The sequence below is a fragment of the Actinoplanes sp. NPDC023714 genome, from assembly GCF_040639855.1.
Lineage (GTDB): Bacteria > Actinomycetota > Actinomycetes > Mycobacteriales > Micromonosporaceae > Actinoplanes.
In genome coordinates, this window is sequence record NZ_JBFAAR010000005.1 from 52,824 (window position 1) to 73,238 (window position 20,415).

At 71.4% G+C, this 20,415-nt stretch carries 20 protein-coding genes; 6 read left to right on the forward strand and 14 right to left on the reverse strand.

The genetic code is table 11. The features are described 5' to 3' along the window. The first annotated feature begins 5 nt into the window (after positions 1-5). From AB0G10_RS23015 to disA, 3 genes are all read left to right on the forward strand, one after another. Positions 6-782: a hypothetical protein gene (locus tag AB0G10_RS23015; RefSeq protein ID WP_360925173.1), complete on the forward strand. Its 777-nt coding sequence runs from the start codon at positions 6-8 to the stop codon at positions 780-782. A 35-nt stretch (positions 783-817) separates the two neighbouring features. Further along, positions 818-2,242, forward strand: a complete 1,425-nt coding sequence (radA, locus tag AB0G10_RS23020; protein WP_360925176.1) for a DNA repair protein RadA — start codon at positions 818-820, stop codon at positions 2,240-2,242. Between the two features lie 83 nt (positions 2,243-2,325). Further along, positions 2,326-3,498: a DNA integrity scanning diadenylate cyclase DisA gene (gene disA, locus AB0G10_RS23025; protein WP_360925179.1), complete on the forward strand. Its 1,173-nt coding sequence runs from the start codon at positions 2,326-2,328 to the stop codon at positions 3,496-3,498. Positions 3,499-3,523: 25 nt separating this feature from the next. On the opposite strand, the gene AB0G10_RS23030 is transcribed toward disA, so the two are convergent. The 4 genes from AB0G10_RS23030 to AB0G10_RS23045 all read right to left on the reverse strand — a co-directional run bounded on the left by AB0G10_RS23030 (position 3,524) and on the right by AB0G10_RS23045 (position 5,886). After that, complete coding sequence (locus tag AB0G10_RS23030; RefSeq protein ID WP_360925182.1) at positions 3,524-4,033, reverse strand: 2'-5' RNA ligase family protein; 510 nt, start codon at positions 4,031-4,033, stop codon at positions 3,524-3,526. A 5-nt stretch (positions 4,034-4,038) separates the two neighbouring features. Further along, positions 4,039-4,803, reverse strand: a complete 765-nt coding sequence (locus tag AB0G10_RS23035; RefSeq protein WP_360925185.1) for an adhesin — start codon at positions 4,801-4,803, stop codon at positions 4,039-4,041. Between the two features lie 82 nt (positions 4,804-4,885). Further along, positions 4,886-5,389 carry a peptide deformylase gene (def, locus tag AB0G10_RS23040; RefSeq protein WP_360925188.1) on the reverse strand — a complete coding sequence of 168 codons (504 nt, stop codon included), beginning with the start codon at positions 5,387-5,389 and terminating at the stop codon, positions 4,886-4,888. Next, on the reverse strand, positions 5,386-5,886 hold the full coding sequence (locus AB0G10_RS23045) for an ACT domain-containing protein (RefSeq protein WP_360925191.1): 501 nt from the start codon (positions 5,884-5,886) through the stop codon (positions 5,386-5,388). Before AB0G10_RS23045 ends, def begins: the two co-directional genes overlap by 4 nt. 20 nt (positions 5,887-5,906) lie before the next feature. On the opposite strand from AB0G10_RS23045, the gene AB0G10_RS23050 reads away from it, so the two are divergent. Next, on the forward strand, positions 5,907-6,806 hold the full coding sequence (locus AB0G10_RS23050) for an A/G-specific adenine glycosylase (protein ID WP_360925194.1): 900 nt from the start codon (positions 5,907-5,909) through the stop codon (positions 6,804-6,806). A 38-nt stretch (positions 6,807-6,844) separates the two neighbouring features. Beyond that, positions 6,845-7,444 (forward strand): DUF4291 domain-containing protein, encoded by a 600-nt coding sequence (locus AB0G10_RS23055; RefSeq protein WP_360925197.1) that lies wholly within the window; start codon positions 6,845-6,847, stop codon positions 7,442-7,444. A 192-nt stretch (positions 7,445-7,636) separates the two neighbouring features. On the opposite strand, the gene AB0G10_RS23060 is transcribed toward AB0G10_RS23055, so the two are convergent. The 10 genes from AB0G10_RS23060 to AB0G10_RS23105 form a co-directional block, all read right to left on the reverse strand. Next, a complete protein-coding gene (locus AB0G10_RS23060; RefSeq protein ID WP_360925200.1) occupies positions 7,637-10,159 on the reverse strand; it encodes an ATP-dependent Clp protease ATP-binding subunit in 2,523 nt (840 codons plus the stop codon). Between the two features lie 387 nt (positions 10,160-10,546). Next, complete coding sequence (locus tag AB0G10_RS23065; RefSeq protein WP_127543788.1) at positions 10,547-10,903, reverse strand: Lsr2 family protein; 357 nt, start codon at positions 10,901-10,903, stop codon at positions 10,547-10,549. A 102-nt stretch (positions 10,904-11,005) separates the two neighbouring features. Next, positions 11,006-12,514, reverse strand: coding sequence for a lysine--tRNA ligase (lysS, locus tag AB0G10_RS23070; RefSeq protein ID WP_360925203.1), 1,509 nt, complete (start codon positions 12,512-12,514; stop codon positions 11,006-11,008). A gap of 56 nt (positions 12,515-12,570) precedes the next feature. After that, on the reverse strand, positions 12,571-13,329 hold the full coding sequence (locus tag AB0G10_RS23075) for a type III pantothenate kinase (protein ID WP_360925206.1): 759 nt from the start codon (positions 13,327-13,329) through the stop codon (positions 12,571-12,573). 52 nt (positions 13,330-13,381) lie between these two features. Beyond that, entirely contained in the window at positions 13,382-14,236 is an 855-nt protein-coding gene (nadC, locus tag AB0G10_RS23080) for a carboxylating nicotinate-nucleotide diphosphorylase (protein WP_360925208.1), read from the reverse strand. After that, a complete protein-coding gene (locus AB0G10_RS23085; RefSeq protein ID WP_360925211.1) occupies positions 14,233-15,879 on the reverse strand; it encodes an L-aspartate oxidase in 1,647 nt (548 codons plus the stop codon). The genes nadC and AB0G10_RS23085 overlap by 4 nt, the downstream gene beginning before the upstream one ends. A 62-nt stretch (positions 15,880-15,941) precedes the next feature. Further along, entirely contained in the window at positions 15,942-16,868 is a 927-nt protein-coding gene (locus AB0G10_RS23090) for a septum formation family protein (RefSeq protein WP_360925214.1), read from the reverse strand. A 102-nt stretch (positions 16,869-16,970) separates the two neighbouring features. Further along, positions 16,971-17,399: an aspartate 1-decarboxylase gene (panD, locus tag AB0G10_RS23095; RefSeq protein ID WP_360925216.1), complete on the reverse strand. Its 429-nt coding sequence runs from the start codon at positions 17,397-17,399 to the stop codon at positions 16,971-16,973. Beyond that, entirely contained in the window at positions 17,400-18,233 is an 834-nt protein-coding gene (panC, locus tag AB0G10_RS23100) for a pantoate--beta-alanine ligase (protein ID WP_360925219.1), read from the reverse strand. After that, positions 18,230-19,108, reverse strand: a complete 879-nt coding sequence (locus AB0G10_RS23105; protein ID WP_360925221.1) for a Rossmann-like and DUF2520 domain-containing protein — start codon at positions 19,106-19,108, stop codon at positions 18,230-18,232. Before AB0G10_RS23105 ends, panC begins: the two co-directional genes overlap by 4 nt. Before the next feature lie 333 nt (positions 19,109-19,441). Here AB0G10_RS23105 and AB0G10_RS23110 point away from each other — a divergent pair, with 333 nt between their 5' ends. After that, complete coding sequence (locus AB0G10_RS23110; RefSeq protein WP_360926423.1) at positions 19,442-20,398, forward strand: SAM-dependent methyltransferase; 957 nt, start codon at positions 19,442-19,444, stop codon at positions 20,396-20,398. The last annotated feature ends 17 nt before the right edge of the window (positions 20,399-20,415 follow it).

Below are 20,415 nucleotides of genomic sequence, written 5' to 3' on the forward strand. Positions count from 1 at the left end.
TCGTGATGCGTCCCCTGGGAACCCGTCGCGCCGTTCGGGCCGCGGGTGCCGCCACGGTCGCCGTCCTGGCGCTGGCCGGATGCTCGGCCGGTCAGGTCGCCGAGACCGCCATCCTGGACACGCCCATCGGCGGTGTCGACACGGAGACCGTCAGCGGCAGCGTCTACATCCGCAACCTGCAGGTGGAGTACCCGGGTGTCGAGGGCTACGCGGCGGGGTCGAACGCTCCGCTCGAGCTGAGCCTCTACAACCAGACCGACAACCCGATCACCGTCACGATCAGCGCGAAGCCGACCGAGGAGCCGCAGGTCGTCTCGGCGAGCCGGGTCGGCATCGTCACCGGCGTGGCCGGCAGCAGCGCGCCCGCGCCGTCCGGCGCCCCGGCCGAGACGCCGTCGGCGCACGGCTCCGCGTCGGCGCCCGGCGAGCCGGACGAGGCGGCGCCCAGCGGCGCCGTGAGCCCGGTCGCGCCCTCCGGCTCCGGGAAGCCCTCGGCGCCGGTCGCCTCCGACGGCCCGACCGCCCCGGCCGTGCCGGACGCCGAGGTCGCGCCGGCCGAGGTGAAGCTCGGTGCGCAGGGTTCCGCCCTGTTCCGCCCGGCCGACGCCGCGCAGCTCCAGGTCATCGGCCTGAGCGAGGAGCTTCCGCCGGGCACCTCGGTGAACCTGCTCTTCGAGTTCAGCGACGGCTCCCCGGCCATGGAGGTCGCGGCGCCGGTGGCGAACCCGCTCACTCCGGGCCCGCGCGAGGAGCCCCACCTGGACGAGGACTCCGAGCACTGAGCGGAGTTGTCGTACCCCTGAGCTAGTTTTCTCGGGTGACGACCTCCCGCGCGGCCGCCAAGGCTCCTCGCGCCTCCTACGTCTGTGACGCCTGCGGCCACCAGCCGCCCAAGTGGGTCGGCAAGTGTCCGGAGTGCGGCGAGTGGGGCTCGATCATCGAGTCCACGGTCTCCGCGCCCCTGGTCTCCGGCCGGGTCGTCAGTTCCCGCATGCCGTCCGAGCCGGCCCGGCCGATCGCCCAGATCAGCGCCGCGCCGGCTCGTGCCGTCGCGACCGGGGTCGGCGAGCTCGACCGGGTCCTCGGCGGCGGCCTGGTCCCGGGCGCCGTGGTGCTGCTGGCCGGCGAGCCCGGCGTCGGCAAGTCCACCCTCCTGCTCGACGTCGCCCAGCAGTGGGCGGCCGGCGCCGGCACACCGTCGCTCGTGGTCAGCGGCGAAGAGTCGGTGAGCCAGGTCCGGTTGCGGGCCGAGCGGCTCGGCGCCCTGCACGACCACCTCTACCTCGCCGCCGAGAACGATCTGGGCACCGTGATCGGCCACCTCGACGCGGTGAAGCCCGGCCTGCTCGTGCTCGACTCGGTGCAGACCGTCTCCGCCCCCGGCACCGAGGGCGTGCCCGGCGGCGTGACCCAGGTCCGCGCCGTGACCGCGGCCCTCGTCTCGATCGCCAAGGAGCGCGGCATCGCGACCGTCCTGGTCGGCCACGTGACCAAGGACGGTCAGGTCGCCGGCCCCCGCGTCCTCGAGCACCTGGTCGACGTGGTGCTCCACTTCGAGGGCGACAAGCACTCGTCGCTGCGCCTGGTCCGCGGCGTGAAGAACCGGTTCGGCGCCGCCGACGAGGTGGGCTGCTTCGAGATGCACGAGGGCGGCATCACGAGCCTGCCCGACCCGTCCGGCCTCTTCCTCACGCGCTACCTCGAGCCCGTCCCCGGCACCTGCGTCACGGTCGCGATGGAGGGCCGCCGCGCCCTCGTCACCGAGGTGCAGGCGCTGATCGGCGCCGAGGTGCAGGGTTCGCCCCGGCGGACCGTCTCCGGCCTCGACGGCGCCCGCCTCGCGATGGTCCTGGCCGTCCTCGAGCGCCGCACCAAGCAGCTCAAGCTCTCCAACCGCGAGGTCTTCGCGGCGACCGTCGGCGGCATCCGGCTCACCGAGCCGTCGGCCGACCTCGCGATGGCGCTGGCCGTCGCGTCCGGCGGCCTCGACCTCGCGATGCCGCCGACCCTCGTGGCGATCGGCGAGGTCGGCCTGACCGGTGAGATCCGCCGGGTCGGCGCGGTCGGCCGGCGGCTCGCCGAGGCGGCCCGGCTCGGTTTCCGGGTCGCGCTGGTGCCGCCGGGCTGCGGTCCGGAGGCGACGAGCGGCGTGCCCAAGAGCATGGAGGTGGTCGAGGTGGGCGATCTGCGCTCGGCGTTGCAGAGCGCCGCCAAGGCCGCCGCCGCCCACGGCTCCCGGTGACTCATGGTGACGATTCATCACGCTACGGAGCATTCATCGAACCACGCCTCGTTGGCCTGGATGACAGTCCGTAGAATGTCCAGGTGCCGCTCGACCGCGATGGTTCCAAGCCCGCCGCCAGTTCAACGCCGCGACCCGGCGTCAACGGGCGCGCGTTGACACCCGCGGCCGGTGCCGGCCTGACCGGCGGCGCCAGCGATCCGCTGCGCGCCAACCTGGCCCTCATGGCGCCGGGCACGGCGCTGCGCGACGGCCTCGAGCGCATCCTCCGCGGCCGCACCGGCGCGCTCATCGTGCTCGGCCACGACCCGGTCGTCGAGAGCATCTGCACCGGCGGCTTCCCGCTCGACGTGGAGTTCTCCGCGACCCGGCTGCGCGAGCTGTGCAAGATGGACGGCGCGGTCGTGATGTCCAGCGACGGCACCCGCATCGTCCGGGCCGCCGTGCACCTCATGCCCGACCCCTCGATCCACTCCGAGGAGTCCGGCACCCGGCACCGCACCGCCGAGCGGGTCGCCAAGCAGACCGGCTTCCCGGTGATCTCGGTGAGCCAGTCGATGCACATCATCGGCCTCTACGTGAATGGTCAGCGCCACGTCCTCGACGACTCGGCCGCCATCCTCTCCCGGGCCAACCAGGCGCTCGCCACCCTGGAGCGCTACAAGCTCCGCCTCGACGAGGTCTCCGGCACCCTCTCCGCCCTGGAGATCGAAGACCTGGTGACCGTCCGGGACGCCGTCGCCGTGGTGCAGCGTCTCGAGATGGTCCGCCGTATCGCCGACGAGATCTCGGGTTACGTCGTCGAGCTCGGCACCGACGGCCGCCTGCTCGCCCTCCAGCTCGACGAGCTGATGGCCGGTGTGGACGCCGACCGCACCCTGGTCATCCGCGACTACCTCCCGGCCGGCCGCAAGGCCCGCACCCTCGACGAGGCCCTGGTCGAGCTCGACCTGCTGACCGCCACCGAGATGATCGACCTGGTGGCCGTGGCGAAGGCGATCGGCTACCCCGGCGCGTCGGACGCGCTCGACGCCGCCGTCTCGCCGCGCGGTTTCCGGTTGCTCGCCAAGGTTCCCCGGCTGCCGGCCCAGATCGTCGACCGGCTGGTCGACCACTTCGGCAGCCTCCAGCGGCTGCTGGGCGCCACGGTGGAGGATCTCCAGGCGGTCGAGGGGGTCGGCGACGCCCGGGCGCGCGGCGTCCGGGAGGGCCTGTCCCGTCTCGCCGAGGCGTCGATCCTGGAGCGCTACGTCTAGGTCGTGACCTAGATCACTTGGTTACTCAAAGTGGCCGGAACACGTCGTTGGCGTGGTCCGCCACGGCCGCGCCGACGACGGTGGCCGACAGCGGGAGCATCTCCAGGCATCGCCGCACCGCCTGCCCCATGACCGGGTTCGGCACCCGCAGCGAGACCGTGCAGTGCGGCACCCACCGGCCCGGCCGGTAGTGCTCCCACACCTCGATCCCGCGCTCGCCGAGCCGGTCGTGCACCATCCGGTGGTGGTCGAGGAGCGGGCCGGTGACGGTCACGCCGAGCCAGAGCACCCGTCCCACGAACTGCCCGGCGAAGTCCATGCTCAGCGTGAGCCCCCGGCCGACCGGCACGCCGTCGAGCGCCGACGCCACGGCCTCCGGGTCGATGCGGTGGGCGGCGGCCAGCGAGACGTGCGGCCGGTGCCGGGCGTGCAGGGAGCCGAGGCTCGGGATGCCCTCGTCCTCCAGGGCGCGCCAGAGCGTACGGATCCGCCGGGTGGCGTCGACGTCCAGGTAGAGCTCGAGAGCAGCGACCAAGAGCGTCAGGCGGCGATCTTCACGGCGACCGGCGCGCTGAGCAGCTCGCCCAGGCGGCCACGGAGCTCGTAGTCGCCGGCGGCCGGCACCGGGCCGGACGGCTGGTTGCCGGCGCACTGCGTGGACTGCTTGCCGTTCCAGGTCACCTGGTATTCACGCTCGGCGCCCGGGGCGAACGCCCGGACGTCGCTGCCGGTCGCGGTGCTGCACTTGTCCGACGACCAGATCGTGGTGGCGCCCTGTCCGAGGTAGAGCTCCTGCGGCTCGGGGCCGACGTCACGGGTGCAGGTACGCGTACCGATGTTCTTGATCTTCAATCGGATCTCGAGCGGCACGCCGCGCTTCACGGTGGTCTGCGCCGGGATCGGCGTCACCGACATCTCGGCGTCGGCGCAGGCGCCACCGTCACCGCCGTCGGTCCCGGCGGGCGGCACGGCGGCCGTGGTCGCGGCGGCCGGAGGCGTGGTGGTCGGCAGCAGCTGCTCGGCCGGGTCGACCGGGTCGGTGGTGAGCAGGTCGGCCGGGTCGGGCAGCGCGGGACCACCACCGGCCGGGGCGCTGTCCAGGAAGGAGGGCGTCGGCGACGGCGGCTCGGTCCCCGGCGCCGGGGTCGGATATTGCGAGGACGCGTTCTTGGTCTTCGGGTCGTTGTCGTCCTCGCCGGAGCAGGAGAAGAACAACACGATGACGCCGAGCAGCACCGCGCCCAGCACGACAGCACGCCGACGCCAGTAGACGCCGGGTGAGAGGGGACCAACCGTCGCACGCATGATGCCGCCAACGGTAGACCCGCTCGGCCGACGGCACGCACGCGACGCGCCGGTTATGCGACACCAACTCGCGAAACAGTCGTTAGAGATAAATCTTGCGCTGGTAGACGGCGTGCGCCCCGGCGACACGATCCAGAAAGATCTTGCCTCCACAGTGGTCGATCTCGTGTTGCAGGGCACGGGCCTCGAACGCGTCGGTCGTGATCGTCACGGGTTCACCCGTACCGGGGACGAGCGCCTCCACGACGATGCGGGTGGCCCGCTTCACGTCGCCGGTCAGCGACGGCACCGACATGCAGCCCTCCCGGCCGAGCCGCCACCGGCTCGCCTCGACGATCTTCGCGTTGCAGAGGACGAACGTGCCGTGCGTCGTGACCGCCTTCGGGTGGCCGGTCACGTCCACGCAGAAGACCCGGGCCGCGACGCCCACCTGCGGGGCGGCCAGCCCGACACACCCGGGTGAGACCCGCATGGTCTCGACCAGGTCGGCGGCGAGCCGGACGGTCGCCGGGTCGGTCGGGTCGACCTCCTCGGCGGCGGTCGCCAGCACGGCCGCCGGCGCGGTGACGACCGGCAGCACGCTCACAGCAGCTCCGACTCGGCGCGCCGCAGCGTCACGTCGACGCCCAGCTCGGCGCCCGCCACGGCGAGCTGCTCGGCGAGCGTGTCGGCGCTGCCGGCGGGCAGGTCCACCTCGGCCACCAGCACGTAGAGCGGGCCGGTGAGCCGGGTCGTCAGGTCGGTGATGTTGCCCCCGGCGGCGGCGACCACCCGGGTGACCGCGGCGACGATGCCGAGCCGGTCGGCGCCGTGCACGCTGACGAGGTAGGGCTCCCCAGCGGCAGCGTCCGCACTCTCCGGCGAAATCTCGTGGACTGTTGTGACAAGTCCGATTTGCTCCAGTGAGTGTGCTGCTTCGTCAGCCGACGGCCCGTTGCAGATCAGGGTCATCGCGAAGTGCCCGCGCAGGCGGGTCATCGTCGAGTCGGTCAGGTTCGCGCCGGCCTCGGCGAGCGCCTCGGCCACATCGGCGACGATGCCGGGCCGGTCGGGGCCGATGACGGTGATGGCAAGCTCGTGCACCCGCCTACAGTAAAACGGCTATGACTCTCGCCGACGCAGCCATCGCCTGGTACGACACGAATGCCCGAGATCTCCCCTGGCGCCAGCCCGACACCACCCCGTGGGGTGTGCTGGTCAGTGAGGTGATGCTCCAGCAGACCCCGGTGGTCCGGGTCGAACCGGCCTGGCGTTCCTGGATGACCCGCTGGCCCACCCCGGCCGCCCTCGCCGCCGACCCGGTCTCCGAGGCGATCCGCATGTGGGGCCGGCTCGGATACCCCCGCCGCGCCATGCGCCTGCACGCCTGCGCCGCCGCGATCGTGGAGCGTCACGGCGGCCGAGTCCCCGACGACCTCGATCAGCTGCTGGCGCTGCCGGGCGTGGGGACGTACACGGCCCGCGCCGTGGCGACCTTCGCGTACGGGCAGCGTCACCCGGTCGTGGACACCAACGTCCGCCGGGTGGTCTGCCGCGCCGTCGAGGGCAAGCCGGACGCCGGCCCGGCCACCACGGCGGCCGACCTGACGGCGATGGAGGAGCTGCTCCCGGCCGACGTGCCGACCGCGGCCCGCGCCAGCATCGCCTTCATGGAGCTCGGCGCGATCGTCTGCACCGCGCGTTCCCCGAAGTGCGCCGACTGCCCCTTCGAGGCGGTCTGCGCCTGGCGGGCGACCGGCCTGGCCCTGCCCGAGGGGCCGAGCCGCAAGCCGCAGCGGTACGCCGGCACCGACCGCCAGGTCCGCGGCCTCATCCTCGAGGTGCTGCGCCACGCCACCGGCCCGGTCCCCCGCCGGCGCCTCGACCTGGTCTGGTCCGACGAGGTGCAGCGCGCCCGAGCCCTCTCCGGCCTCGTCGAGGACGGCCTGGTGGAACGCTTCGGATCCGACGATTTCGTCCTCCCCGGCGACGCCACCGCCCGCCCCGAGCCGCAACAGCTCTGACCCATATCCAGTCGCATTTCCCGGCCGTCCAGGCCACCATGTGCACCGTGCGACAAGTAAGGGCCCGATTCGACGACCGGACGATCACCGTCTACCAGGCGTACTCCCCGTCCATTGCCGAACCCGCGCTGGCGGCCGGCCGTTTCGTGCCGCCCTTCAAACCGGACCGGATGACCTGGATCAAACCGTCGTTCCTGTGGATGATGTACCGCTCCGGCTGGGCCACGAAGCCCGGCCAGGAGCGAGTCCTCGCCATCACCATCACCCGCGAAGGCTTCGAATGGGCCCTCTCCCAGGCCGCCCTGAGCAGCTACAACTCCCGATTCCACAATTCCCGGGAGGCGTGGCGATCCCATCTGAAAGCGGCTCCCACCCGAGTCCAATGGGACCCCGAGCGAGACCTCGACCTGCGGGAGCTCCCTTACCGTTCCCTGCAGCTGGGCCTGGGCCCTCAGGCAGTCCCGCGCTATGTGTCCGAATGGACGACATCGATGAGCGACGCAACACCCCTGGCCCGTGAGATCCGAGCCCTCCTGACCGCCGGCGAAAGGGAGAAGGCAGCCGCCCTCCTGCCGCAGGAAACTCCCTATCCCCTGCCGGCAGAGATCGCAGCCGTGCGCCCGACCCACTCACCTTGAGCGGCCCGGTCACCTCCCCCGCAGCCGCCCCGGTAAGCGCAAGGCCGCAAGGTTTTGGGCGGGGGATGGCCCACGCAGGGATCAAGCCTGACCGCCCGGAGTGGGCCATCCCCCGCCCAAAACCGCCCCACATAGCGCGCAAACGAAACGGCCCGGCTGCCAAAAGGCAACCGGGCCGCTCAAGGACGACGCTTACTCCTCGGTGGTAGCAGCCCCGAGGTCAGCCGGAACAGCGTCCGGAACCGACACTCCACGGTCAGCCCCACGGAAGACCAGCTTCGACTTCTCGACCTGCGCCGGGTCACCCTCGCAGTCCACCACCACGATCTGGCCGGGGCGCAGCTCGTTGAAGAGGATCTGCTCGGACAGGTGGTCCTCCAGCTCGCGCTGGATGGTCCGGCGCAGCGGGCGGGCGCCGAGGACCGGGTCGAAGCCCTTGGCCGCGAGGTACTTCTTCGCGTTGTCGGTCAGCTCGAGACCCATGTCCTTGTTCTTCAGCTGACCCTCGATGCGGGCCGTGAAGATGTCCACGATCTGCAGGATCTCCTTCTCCCGCAGCTGGTGGAAGACGATGGTGTCGTCGATACGGTTCAGGAACTCCGGGCGGAAGTGCTGCTTCAGCTCGTCGTTGACCTTGATCTTCATCCGCTCGTAGGACGACTCCTCGGCCTCGGAGGCCTGGAAGCCCAGCGACACCGCCTTCGCCACGTCGCGCGTGCCGAGGTTGGTGGTGAGGATGATGACCGTGTTCTTGAAGTCGACGATGCGGCCCTGGCCGTCGGTCAGGCGACCGTCTTCCAGGATCTGCAGCAGCGTGTTGAAGACGTCCGGGTGGGCCTTCTCGATCTCGTCGAAGAGGACCACGGAGAACGGCTTGCGGCGGACCTTCTCGGTCAGCTGGCCACCCTCGTCGTAGCCGACGTAGCCGGGAGGGGCACCGACGAGGCGGGACACCGTGTAGCGGTCGTGGAACTCCGACATGTCGAGCTGGATCAGCGCGTCCTCGGAGCCGAAGAGGAACTCGGCGAGCGCCTTGGAGAGCTCGGTCTTACCGACGCCGGACGGGCCGGCGAAGATGAACGAGCCGCTCGGACGCTTCGGGTCCTTCAGGCCGGCCCGGGTACGCCGGATCGCCTTGGAGACCGCCTGCACCGCGTCTTCCTGGCCGATGACCCGCTTGTGCAGCTCATCCTCCATGCGGAGCAGACGCGAGGTCTCCTCCTCGGTCAGCTTGTAGACCGGGATGCCGGTCCAGTTGCCGAGGACCTCGGCGATCTGCTCGTCGTCGACCTCGGACACGACGTCGAGGTCGCCGGCCTTCCACTCCTTCTCCCGCTGCGCCTTCTGGTTGAGGAGCTGCTTCTCCTTGTCGCGCAGCTGGGCGGCCCGCTCGAAGTCCTGCGCGTCGATCGCGGACTCCTTGTCGCGCCGCACCTGGGCGATGCGCTCGTCGAAGTCGCGGAGGTCCGGCGGCGCGGTCATCCGGCGGATGCGCATCCGTGCGCCGGCCTCGTCGATCAGGTCGATCGCCTTGTCCGGGAGGAAGCGGTCCGAGATGTAGCGGTCGGCCAGCGTCGCGGCCGCGACCAGGGCCGCGTCGGTGATGCTGATCCGGTGGTGGGCCTCGTAGCGGTCCCGCAGGCCCTTGAGGATCTCGATGGTGTGCGCCAGCGACGGCTCGCCGACCTGGATGGGCTGGAAGCGGCGCTCGAGGGCGGCGTCCTTCTCCAGGTGCTTGCGGTATTCGTCGAGAGTGGTCGCACCGATGGTCTGGAGCTCACCGCGGGCCAGCATCGGCTTGAGGATCGATGCGGCGTCGATCGCGCCCTCGGCGGCGCCGGCGCCGACCAGGGTGTGGATCTCGTCGATGAACAGGATGATGTCGCCCCGGGTGCGGATCTCCTTGAGCACCTTCTTGAGGCGCTCCTCGAAGTCACCGCGGTAGCGGGAGCCGGCCACGAGGGCACCGAGGTCGAGCGTGTAGAGCTGCTTGTCCTTCAGCGTCTCGGGCACCTCGCCCTTGACGATGGACTGGGACAGGCCCTCGACGACGGCGGTCTTGCCGACGCCGGGCTCGCCGATCAGGACCGGATTGTTCTTGGTGCGCCGGGACAGCACCTGCATGACCCGCTCGATTTCCTTCTCCCGGCCGATGACCGGGTCGAGCTTGCCCTCGCGGGCGGCCTGCGTCAGGTTGCGGCCGAACTGGTCGAGGACCAGCGACGTGGACGGCGCGGCCTCACCGGTGGCGGCGCCGGCGGCGGCCGGCTCCTTGCCCTGGTAGCCGGAGAGGAGCTGGATGACCTGCTGGCGGACCCGGTTGAGGTCGGCGCCGAGCTTGACCAGCACCTGGGCGGCGACGCCCTCGCCCTCGCGGATCAGGCCGAGCAGGATGTGCTCCGTGCCGATGTAGTTGTGGCCGAGCTGGAGCGCCTCGCGCAGCGAGAGCTCCAGAACCTTCTTGGCCCGCGGCGTGAACGGGATGTGCCCGCTCGGCGCCTGCTGGCCCTGGCCGATGATCTCTTCAACCTGCTGCCGCACACCTTCGAGGGAGATGCCGAGGCTCTCGAGAGCCTTCGCGGCGACGCCCTCTCCTTCGTGGATCAGACCAAGGAGGATGTGCTCTGTGCCGATGTAGTTGTGGTTGAGCATCCGGGCCTCTTCTTGGGCCAGGACGACAACCCGTCGCGCTCGGTCGGTGAACCGCTCGAACATGCCCTCGTGCTCCTCACGTGCCGTGCGCCCATGAACTGGCGGGGCCAGCGCACTGGGCATCGGTGATGCCCGTGCTCTAACTCTATCGCCGCTTGCGCGCTCCGCTGGGTCCTCGTGACCCTTCGAAACGATCCGCGACGTTGATTTAGCCAACTTCGCACGCTCAACGGCTGTTCCCCCACCCGAACGTGTACGCGTACAGCGAAATCGCGGCGATCCACAGGCTGTGGACAACTAGCCACCCGCCTGTGGATAACTTGGGGACAGAACGCCGAGAGGGCGCACTGATCAATGATCAGCGCGCCCTCTTCAGCCGGGAAGCCCAGCCACAACCGGAGCCCAGCCACGACCGGAGCCGAAGGCGGAGGCCAGGTCCCGATCGGGCCGTCAGGCCCGACCGGGACCCTTCGCGTGGAACTCGTCCACGATCTCCTGCGGGATCCGGCCCCGGTCGGAGATGTCCTTCCCCGCCTTCTTGGCCCACTCGCGGATCGCCTTGTTCTGCTCGCGGTCGGCGGTCGCGCCGCCACGGCCACGGGCGGCCCGGCCACCGACCACGACGCCGCCACGGGCGACCCGGTTGCCGGCTTTGAGGTAGGGCTCGAAGACCTCCCGCAATTTCGCGGCGTTCTTCTCGGAGAGGTCGATCTCATACTGAATGCCGTCGAGCGCAAACTTCACGGTCTCGTCGGCGTCACCGTTGTCGAGGTCATCGACCAGCTTGTGAATGATCTGCTTGGCCACGCGCCGTTATCCTCCCGAACACAGGTTCTCTCCCCAGCAATGGGAAGACAATAACGCCAGGGGCGTATCGGCCGTCAATGGCGGGGGCAATAAATGCCGGGACTACTCCGGTCGAACCAGGGGGAAGAGGATCGTTTCCCGAATGCCAAGGCCGGTGAGCGCCATCAACAGCCGGTCGATTCCCATTCCCATGCCACCGGACGGCGGCATTCCGTACTCCATGGCCCGCAGGAAATCCTCGTCGAGCTGCATGGCCTCGGCGTCGCCGCCGGCTGCGAGCAGCGACTGCGCGACGAGCCGTTCCCGCTGGATGACCGGGTCGACGAGCTCGGAGTACGCGGTGGCCAGCTCGAATCCGCCGACGTAGAGGTCCCACTTCTCGGTCAGGCCGCGAATGGTCCGGTGCGGGGCGGTCAGCGGCGCGGTCTCCTCCGGGTAGTCCCGGACGAACGTGGGCGCCTGGAGCTTGTCCTGCACGAGGTGCTCGAACAGCTCCTCGGCCAGCTTGCCGGCGCTCCACTTGGGGTCCACGCCGAGCTGCACCTTCTCCGCGTACGCCCGGAGCGCCTCCAGGCCGGTGGAGATGGTGACCTCCTCGCCGAGCGCCTCGGAGATCGCCCCGAAGAGGGTGATCTCGGCCCACTCGCCGCCCAGGTCGAGCTCGGTGCCGTCGGCGTGGGTGACCACGTGCGAACCGGAGACGGCGACCGCGGCCTCCTGAATCCACTGGCGCACCTGCTGCTGCATCACGTTGTAGTCGGCATACGCCTGATACGCCTCGAGCATGGCGAACTCCGGCGAGTGCGTGGAGTCCATGCCCTCATTCCGGAAGTTGCGGTTGATCTCGAAGACCCGCTCGATGCCACCGACGACGGCGCGCTTCAAAAACAGTTCCGGGGCGATCCGCAGATAAAGATCGGTATCGAGTGCGTTGCTGTGCGTCACAAACGGACGGGCCGCGGCGCCGCCGTGGAGCAACTGCAACATCGGAGTTTCGACCTCGAGGAAATTGCGGTTGAACAGCGACTCGCGCAGGCTGCGGACCACCGTGGCACGAGTGCGCACGACGTCGCGCGCCTGCGGCCGGACGATGAGATCGACATAGCGCTGCCGGACCCGGGTCTCCTCGGAGAGCGGCTTGTGCGCGACCGGAAGCGGACGCAGGGCCTTCGCGCTCATCGTCCAGGAGTCGGCGAGAACGGACAGCTCACCGCGGCGGCTCGTGATCACCTCACCGGTCACCCCGACCAGGTCGCCGAGGTCGACGGCGCGCTTCCAGCCGTCCAGGGCGTCGGCGCCGACCTTGTCGAGCGAGAGCATGGCCTGCAGTTCGGTGCCGTCGCCGGCGCGCAGCGTGGCGAAGCAGAGCTTGCCGCCGTTGCGCACGAAGATCACCCGGCCGGTGATCGAGACGGTGTCGCCGCTGGCGGTGTCGGTGGGCAGATCGGCGTACTTCGCGCGGATGTCCGCGAGCTCGGCGGTCCGGGGAACGGTCACCGGGTACGGCGGCACGCCATCGGCCAGCAGGCGGTCCCGCTTCGCCCGGCGGACCCGCATCTGCTCGGGAAGGTCCTCGGCGGGGTCGACTGCTGGCGTGTTCTGCTCGGTCACGGCTCGACTTCCTGGTGGGTGCGGGTGAGAGACCTGGAAAGCGTACTCAGGGGGCTTCAGACGTTCCGCTCATATACCATCCGCAGCCCGATCAGCGTGATCATCGGCTCGTGCGCGGTGATCGTCCGGCACTCGTCCTTGACCAGCCAGGCCAGCCCGCCGGTGGCGATCACGGCGTTCACCGGGCCGATCTCCTCGACCATCCGCTCGACGATCCGGTCGACCTGCCCGGCGAACCCGAAGTAGAGGCCGGCCTGGAGACACTCGACGGTGTTCTTGCCGATCACCGACCGGGGCTTGGTGGGCTCGACCTTGCGCAGCTGGGCGGCGCGGGCCGCGAGCGCGTCGAAGGAGATCTCGATGCCCGGCGCGAAGGCGCCGCCGAGGAACTCGCCCTTCGCGCTGATCAGGTCGAAGTTCGTGGTGGTGCCGAAGTCGACGACGATCGAGGGGCCGCCGTACAGCGCGTGCGCCGCGAGCGTGTTGACCACCCGGTCGGCGCCGACCTCCTTGGGGTTGTCGATCGCGAGCTGCACACCGGTCTTCACCCCGGGCTCGACGATCACGCTGGGCACCTCGCCGTAGTACCGCTTCAGCATGGTGCGCAGGTTGCGCAGCGCGGCCGGCACGGTCGAGCAGGCGGCCACCCCGGTGATCTCCACGGCGTCCCCGGCGAGCAGCCCGCGGAACATCAGCCCCAGCTCGTCGGCGGTCGACGCGGCGTCGGTCTTGATCCGCCAGTTGTGCACCAGCTTGTCCCCGTCGAAGGTGGCCAGCACGGTGTTGGTGTTACCGATGTCAATGCAAAGCAGCACGATGGCCCCTAAGAATCAAAATCAAGACCCCTATTTGTACGGGGTGGGAATCTCACCGCGGACGCAGGTCCAGCGCGATGTCGAGGATCGGCGACGAGTGCGTGAGCCCGCCGACCGACAGGTAGTCCACCCCGGTCGCCGCGTACGCCGCCGCCGTCTCCAGCGTCAGGTTCCCGGTGGCCTCGAGCTCGGTCTGCTCGCCGACCGCCGCGACCACCTCGGTGAGCAGCTCCGGGCGCATGTTGTCGCAGAGCAGGAACGTGGCGCCGGCCGCGACCGCCTCCCGGGCCTCCTCCAGCGTGGTCACCTCGACCTGCACCGCCACGTCCGGGAAGGTCTCCCGCACCAGCCGGTACGCCGCCGTGATGCTGCCGGCCGCGAGCTTGTGGTTGTCCTTGATCATCGCGACGTCGTAGAGGCCCATGCGCTTGTTGGTGCCGCCGCCGACCCGGACCGCGTACTTCTCCAGCACCCGCAGGCCCGGGGTGGTCTTGCGGGTGTCGAGCACGGTCGCCTTGGTGCCCTCCAGCCGGTCGGCCCACCGGCGGGTGTGGGTGGCCACCCCGGACATCCGGCTGATCAGGTTCAGCGCGGTGCGCTCGGCGGTGAGCAGCGAGCGGGTCGGTCCGGTGATCCGGGCCAGCACGTCGCCCCGGCGCACCCGGTCGCCGTCGTTCGCGACCTGCTCGAACGTGGCGTGCCCCTGCGAGGTGACCGCGAAGACCTCGGCCGCCACGAGCAGCCCGGCCACCACGCCGTCGGCCCGGGCGACCAGCTCGGCGGTGTCCACCTGGTCGGCCGGGATGGTGGCCTCGCTGGTCACGTCGCGCGGCGGGTCGCCGAGGTCCTCCAGGAGCGCGGTGAGCACGATCCGCTGCAGCTCGGAGAAATCGATCCCGGGGTTCACGCCATCTCCTCGAACTTCTGGGTCAGGTCACCGTCGGGGCCGACGGCGTCCAGCAGGTGACCGCGCCACTCGTCGGCAGCGGTCGGGAAGTCCTCACGCCAGTGGCAGCCGCGGGTCTCCCGGCGCGACTGCGCGTTGGCGACCAGCACCGACGCGACGGTGAGCAGGTTCGTCGCCTCCCAGGCCGCGGTGTTCGGCCGGGACCGCTGGCCGGCGAGCCGGCTCAGCTCCTTGGCGGCGCCGGCGAGCGAGTCGGCCGAGCGCAGCACGCCGGCGCCCCGGGTCATGGCCCGCTGCAGCTCGCCGCGGATCGCCGGGTCGGCCACCCAGGCCGGGCCGGCGTCGGCGGCCACCGGCTCGGACCGCTCGGGCAGCTCGCGGGCGATGTCGTCGGCGATCCGCTTCGCGAAGACCAGGCCCTCCAGCAACGAGTTGCTGGCCAGCCGGTTGGCGCCGTGCACGCCGGTGCAGGCCACCTCGCCGCAGGCGTACAGGCCCGGGATGCTGGTGCGGCCGGCGAGGTCGGTGCGGACGCCGCCGGAGGCGTAGTGGGCGGCCGGGGCGACCGGGATCAGCTCGGTGGCCGGGTCCACGCCGGCGGCCCGGGTGGACGCCATGATGGTCGGGAACCGGTGCTCCAGGAACTTCCCGCCGAGGTGCCGGGCGTCCAGGTAGACGTGGTCCGCACCGGTCGCGCGCAGCACCCGGTGGATGCCCTTCGCGACCACGTCCCGCGGCGCCAGCTCGGCGAGCTCGTGCTGCCCGACCATGAACCGCTCGCCGGACTCGTCGACGAGGTGGGCGCCCTCGCCGCGAAGCGCCTCCGAGATCAGCGGGCGCTGGACCGAGTTGACCTCCCCGGAGACGAACGACGTGGGGTGGAACTGCACGAACTCGATGTCGGTGACCTCGGCGCCGGCCCGCAGCGCGAGCGCCACGCCGTCGCCGGTGGAGACCGACGGGTTCGTGGTGGACGAGTAGATCTGGCCCATCCCGCCGGTGGCGAGCACGACCGCGCGGGCCAGGATCGCCCCGACGCCGTCCTCGCTGCCCTCGCCGAGCACGTGCAGGGTGAGCCCGCAGGCCCGGCCGCCGGCGTCGCGCAGCAGGTCCAGCACGAGCGCGTGCTCGACCAGCCGGATCCACGGGTCCCGGTGCACCGCCTCGTGCAGGGCACGCTGCACCTCGGCGCCGGTGGCGTCGCCGCCGGCGTGCACGATCCGGTCGGCGCGGTGGCCGCCCTCCCGGGTCAGCATGAGCGAGCCGTCCGGGTTGCGGTCGAACTCGGCGCCCCGGCGGATCAGCTCCCGGATCCGGGCCGGGCCCTCCTCGACCAGGACCCGGACCGCCTCCGGGTCGCAGAGGCCGACGCCGGCGATCTCGGTGTCGTACGCGTGCGCCTGCGGGGTGTCCAGCGGGTCGAGCACGGCGGCGATCCCGCCCTGGGCCCAGCGGGTGGAGCCGTCGTCGATGTTCACCTTGGTCACGACGGTGACGTGCAGACCCTGCTCGCGCAGGTGCAGGGCGGCGGTCAGACCGGCGATCCCGGAACCGACCACCACGACGTCGGTGGTCTCGGTCCAGCCCGGCTCGGCAGCGGCGAGCCGGCGGGGCAGCGCCGGAAGATCCGCGAGAGGTGACATGTGTCCCAGTACACTCCGCCCGCTCGGCTCCGGCGCGGCGGGGGCACCTTCAGTGGTCACGGTTACTTGTACTGGACGGGTAGGGCCTTCGTCCCCTTGCCCTTGAGCGAGCCGGTCAGCTTCGCGCCGTCGAGCCAGAGGTAGCAGCGCACGCTGTGATCGCCCTGCGCCCACACCTCGGCGTTGCCGGGCAGCGACACCACGCCGGTCCGGTACCGCAGGTCGCCGTCGTCGGGCACCCCGGCGTACTCCGCCACCAGGGTCCGGCAGCCGTCGTGGAAGGCGTCCCAGTTGGAGCCGGCCTTCGGGTACGACGCCGTCGCCGGCGCCTCCCAGACCCCGACGAACTCGGCGTTGTGCCGCTCCCCGCAGTCGGCGGCCGGCATCGTGTCGATCGCGCCCGAGGAACCCAGCCCGATCGCGTAGCAGCCGAGCTCCAAGCCGGACGACGCGCTGTTGAGGGCGCCGCGGAGGGTGCCCTTGCGCTGCACGAGGGCGCCGTCGTCCTCGATCGAGTCGAGCTCGACCACCTCGCAGCGGAACCAGCGGGCGCCGCCGCTCCAGGCGGCCGGCGACGGATTGGTCACGCCGATCCAGAGCCGGGCCTCGCGCCACGGCCCGCCGAGGTACTCGGTGGTCCGGCCGTCGCAGGTCCGGTACGCCTCGCGGCCGGCCATCGACGACCCCTGCGGCGGGGCCTCGGACTCGGCGGCCGTGCCGGTGTACTCGCCGACGAAGACGGTCTCGGTGCGGTGCAGCACCGTGCAGTCCACCTCCTCATAGGTGGCCCGGGGCCCGGAGACGGCGAAGTTCGACAGGTGACAGGTCTCGGCGACCGGCTGGAAGCTGGTGGCGGCGGCCATCGCGCCCCAGTCGTTGGTGAGGTCCCCGTCGATGTCGCCGCTGCCGCCGCACCCGGCCGCGAGCAGCACCGCCACGCCCATCGCGGCCACGCCGGACCTGCGCCGGCTACGCCGCCGGTGTCGCATGACCCCTCCCCAGAACGCCGCCGGTGTCCGATTTATCGATCGTATGACGATCTGTACGGATACCGGCGGCGAACCCGGGAAATCACACGGGGACCACCGGCCTCAGCCGCGCGCCAGGGTCAGGTCGCCGCGGACCAGGTCATCGGCCATCCCGGCGGCCGCCCCGGCCGGGTCGGCGCCCAGCTCGATGATCCTGTTGGACGCGTCCACGTGCACGATCCGCGGCCGGTACTCGCGGGCCTCGGCCGTCGACATCTGCCCGTAGGAGATCAGGATGACGAGGTCGCCCGGGTGCACCAGGTGCGCCGCCGCGCCGTTGATGCCGATCACGCCGCTGCCGCGCTCGCCCGGGATCACGTAGGTCTCCAGGCGCGCCCCGTTCGTCACGTCGACGATCGCCACCTGCTCGCCGGGGATCAGGTCGGCCGCCTCGAGCAGGTCCTCGTCGATCGTGACCGAGCCGACGTAGTGCAGGTCGGCCTGGGTCACGGTGGCGCGGTGGATCTTCGACTTCAGCATGGTGCGGAGCATTCAGGCGTCCTTCCGGAGCGTCAGCGGGACGTTGTCGATGAGCCGGGTGGTGCCGACCTTCGCGGCCACCAGCAGGCGTGCTTCGCCGGACTCGGGAGCGGGCCCGAGATCGGCTCCGGTCAGGGCGAGGTAGTCCACCCGTACCGATGGCTCCTCCGCCAAGATCTTGCGGGCGACGGCCAGGACCACCTCGGGGTCGCTCTGCGCGGCGCCCTCGCGCAGAGCGCGAGAGAGCGCCACCGCGGCGAGGCGGTGGTCCGGCGAGAGATAACGGTTGCGGCTGGAGAGCGCCAGACCATCACTTTCGCGTACGGTCGGAACGCCCACGATCTCCACGTCCAGCTCCAGGTCACGCACCATCCGGCGGATCAGCGCGAGCTGCTGGAAATCCTTCTCGCCGAAGAAGGCGACGTCCGCCCGGGTCAGCATCAGGAGCTTCTGGACGACGGTGAGCATGCCGGAGAAGTGCCCGGGGCGGCTCGCGCCCTCCAGGATGTCGCCGAGCGGCCCCGGATTCATCGTGATCGAGGGGGCGCCGCCCGGATAGACGTCCCCGCGGCCCGGCGCGAACACCAGCTCGACGCCCTCCTCGGCGCAGATCCTCAGATCCTCGTCGAGGGTGCGCGGGTATTTCTCGAAGTCCTCGCCCGGCCCGAACTGCAGCGGATTCACGAAGATCGTGACGACCACGAAGGCGGACCGCTCCCGCGCCACCCGCATGAGCCGCCGGTGGCCCTCGTGCAGCGCGCCCATGGTCATCACGACGGCGATCTCACCCGGCGCATGTTCCAGCTCAGCAGCGAGTTCCTCGCGGACGTGGACGAGCGTGGTCATGCCGGGCTCCCTACGGCGTGGGTGGTCAGGGCGTCCTCGGCTGCGGTCAGGACGGTCAGCAGGGCGGTCGCGTCGATCGGGCGCAGGCGGCCGGAGGCGATCGCGCGGTCCGCGGTGCGGCGGGCCATCGCCAGGTAAGCCGGGACGGCCTCGCCGGGCATCCGGTCCAGGTGTTTCGCGACCGTGCCGGCGTCGCCCCGGGAGACCGGGCCGGTCAGCGCGGCGTCGCCCATCCGCAGGGCGTTGTCGAGTGCCGCGGTCAGCAGCGGCTCCAGTACCCGGCCGGGCTGCTCGACACCGGCCGACCGGAGCAGGCCGGCCGCCTCGTTCACGAGCGTGACCAGGTGGTTCGCGCCGTGCGCCAGGGCCGCGTGGTAGAGCGGCCGGGAGTCCTCGGCCACCCACTCCGGGACGCCGCCCAGGTCGGCGACGAGCCGGGTCGCGAACGCCCGGTCCCGTGTCGTCACGCCCCAGGCGATGCCGGGCAGCCGGTCCAGGTCGGTGTCCGCGCCCGTGAAGGTCATCGCGGGATGCAGGGCCATGCCGTTCACATCGCCCAGAACGGCGAGCCCGTGAGCCCCGGAGGTGTGCGCCACCACCTGGCCGGGGCGCAGCGCGCCGGTCCGGTCCAGGCCGGCCACCACGGCGGCGAGGGCGTCGTCCGGTACGGCCAGCAGCAACAGGTCGTCGGCCGCCCGGGCGACCTCGTCGGCGGGCAGGACGGCGGCGCCGGGCAGCAGGCGGGCGACGCGTTCACGGGAGGCGGCGGAGACGGCCGCGGCGGCGACCACGCGGTGCCCGGCCGCGGCGAGGGCCGCACCGAGCACGGCGCCCACCCGGCCGGCGCCGACGACGCCGACAGTCAAAGCGTTCATCTGTGGATCCAGTCCTCGAGTCGGGGTACCGGTCGTGAGGTGCAGTATGCGCCGAATTAACAAGCCCGTGACAACCACCTGTGGCAAACCGCACCGCCCCACCCTCCGCCCTCCGCCCTCCGCGATCTTGTTGATTCACGACGCCCCGCTCCCGCACAGATCAACAAGATCGCGAAGAAGGAGGGCTCCCGCGAGCGAGACGGCCTCCCCCGGCCGCGATCTTGTTGATTTGTGGCGCCCCGTTTCTGTGCGGATTCACAAGATCGAGGAGGGAGGGGGCGGCCGGGGGCGGCATAGGGTGAGCGCGTGGCAGGGATCGGGTGGCGGCTGGCCATGCGGGCGGCGCTCTACGGGAGCGACGGGTTCTTCGTGCGCGACCACGCCGGGCCGGCCGGGCACTTCCGCACCAGCGTGCACGCCTCGCCGCTCTTCGCCGGGGCGCTGCTGCGGCTGCTCGGGCGGGTGGACGACGCCCTCGGCCGGCCGGAGTCCGTCGACCTGGTCGACGTCGGCGCCGGGCGGGGCGAACTGCTCACCACCATGCTCGCGATGCTGCCGGCCGGCCTCGCGGAACGGGTGCGGCCGGTCGCGGTCGAGGTCGCGCCCCGCCCGCCCGGCCTCGACCCGCGGATCTCCTGGCGCCGGGACATCCCGGAGGACGTCACCGGGCTGCTGGTCGCCACCGAATGGCTGGACAACGTGCCGATCGACGTGGTGGAGACCGACGAGCACGGCGAGCTGCGCAAGGTTCTGGTGGACCGGCACACCGGGGTGGAGACGCTCGGGGCGCCGGCCGACGCCGCCGATCGGTTCTGGCTGGACCGCTGGTGGCCGGGCCCGGGGCGGATCGAGGTCGGCTGGCCCCGGGACGCCGCCTGGGCCGACGCGGCCGGTTCGGTGCGCCGGGGTGTGGCGCTCTGCGTGGACTACGGGCACCGGCGCGACGAACGGCCGGTCCTCGGGACGCTCACCGGGTATCGCGAGGGCCGCCAGGTCACCCCGATCCCCGACGGCAGCTGCGACGTGACCGCCCACGTGGCCGTGGACTCCGCCGCCACGGCGGCGGGTCTCCCGTACGAAATGGTCAGTCAGCGCAAGGCGCTGAAAGCTCTCGGGATCGACGGCGCCCGGCCACCGCTGGATCTCGCCCGCACGGACCCGGCGGCCTATCTGCGCGCGCTCGCCGCGGCCGGAAGCGCCGCCGAGCTGATCGATCCGAATGGGCTGGGCGCGCACTGGTGGCTGTGGCACGAGATCGGCGTCAGCATTCGTGGGACCATGCAGCCGTGACAGACGCCCTGCAGGAG

Excerpts from the sequence above, each read along its gene's own strand:
- AB0G10_RS23015 (WP_360925173.1), top strand. The coding sequence starts at position 6 with ATGCGTCCCCTGGGAACCCGTCGCGCCGTTCGGGCCGCGGGTGCCGCC.
- panC (WP_360925219.1), bottom strand. The coding sequence starts at position 18,233 with ATGACCACGCTCGTCCACGTCCGCGAGGAACTCGCTGCTGAGCTGGAA.
- AB0G10_RS23060 (WP_360925200.1), bottom strand. The coding sequence starts at position 10,159 with ATGTTCGAGCGGTTCACCGACCGAGCGCGACGGGTTGTCGTCCTGGCC.
- AB0G10_RS23085 (WP_360925211.1), bottom strand. The coding sequence starts at position 15,879 with ATGTCACCTCTCGCGGATCTTCCGGCGCTGCCCCGCCGGCTCGCCGCT.
- AB0G10_RS23055 (WP_360925197.1), top strand. The coding sequence starts at position 6,845 with ATGTGCACCGTGCGACAAGTAAGGGCCCGATTCGACGACCGGACGATC.
- AB0G10_RS23090 (WP_360925214.1), bottom strand. The coding sequence starts at position 16,868 with ATGCGACACCGGCGGCGTAGCCGGCGCAGGTCCGGCGTGGCCGCGATG.
- panD (WP_360925216.1), bottom strand. The coding sequence starts at position 17,399 with ATGCTCCGCACCATGCTGAAGTCGAAGATCCACCGCGCCACCGTGACC.
- AB0G10_RS23035 (WP_360925185.1), bottom strand. The coding sequence starts at position 4,803 with ATGCGTGCGACGGTTGGTCCCCTCTCACCCGGCGTCTACTGGCGTCGG.
- AB0G10_RS23105 (WP_360925221.1), bottom strand. The coding sequence starts at position 19,108 with ATGAACGCTTTGACTGTCGGCGTCGTCGGCGCCGGCCGGGTGGGCGCC.
- AB0G10_RS23110 (WP_360926423.1), top strand. The coding sequence starts at position 19,442 with ATGCGGGCGGCGCTCTACGGGAGCGACGGGTTCTTCGTGCGCGACCAC.
- AB0G10_RS23050 (WP_360925194.1), top strand. The coding sequence starts at position 5,907 with ATGACTCTCGCCGACGCAGCCATCGCCTGGTACGACACGAATGCCCGA.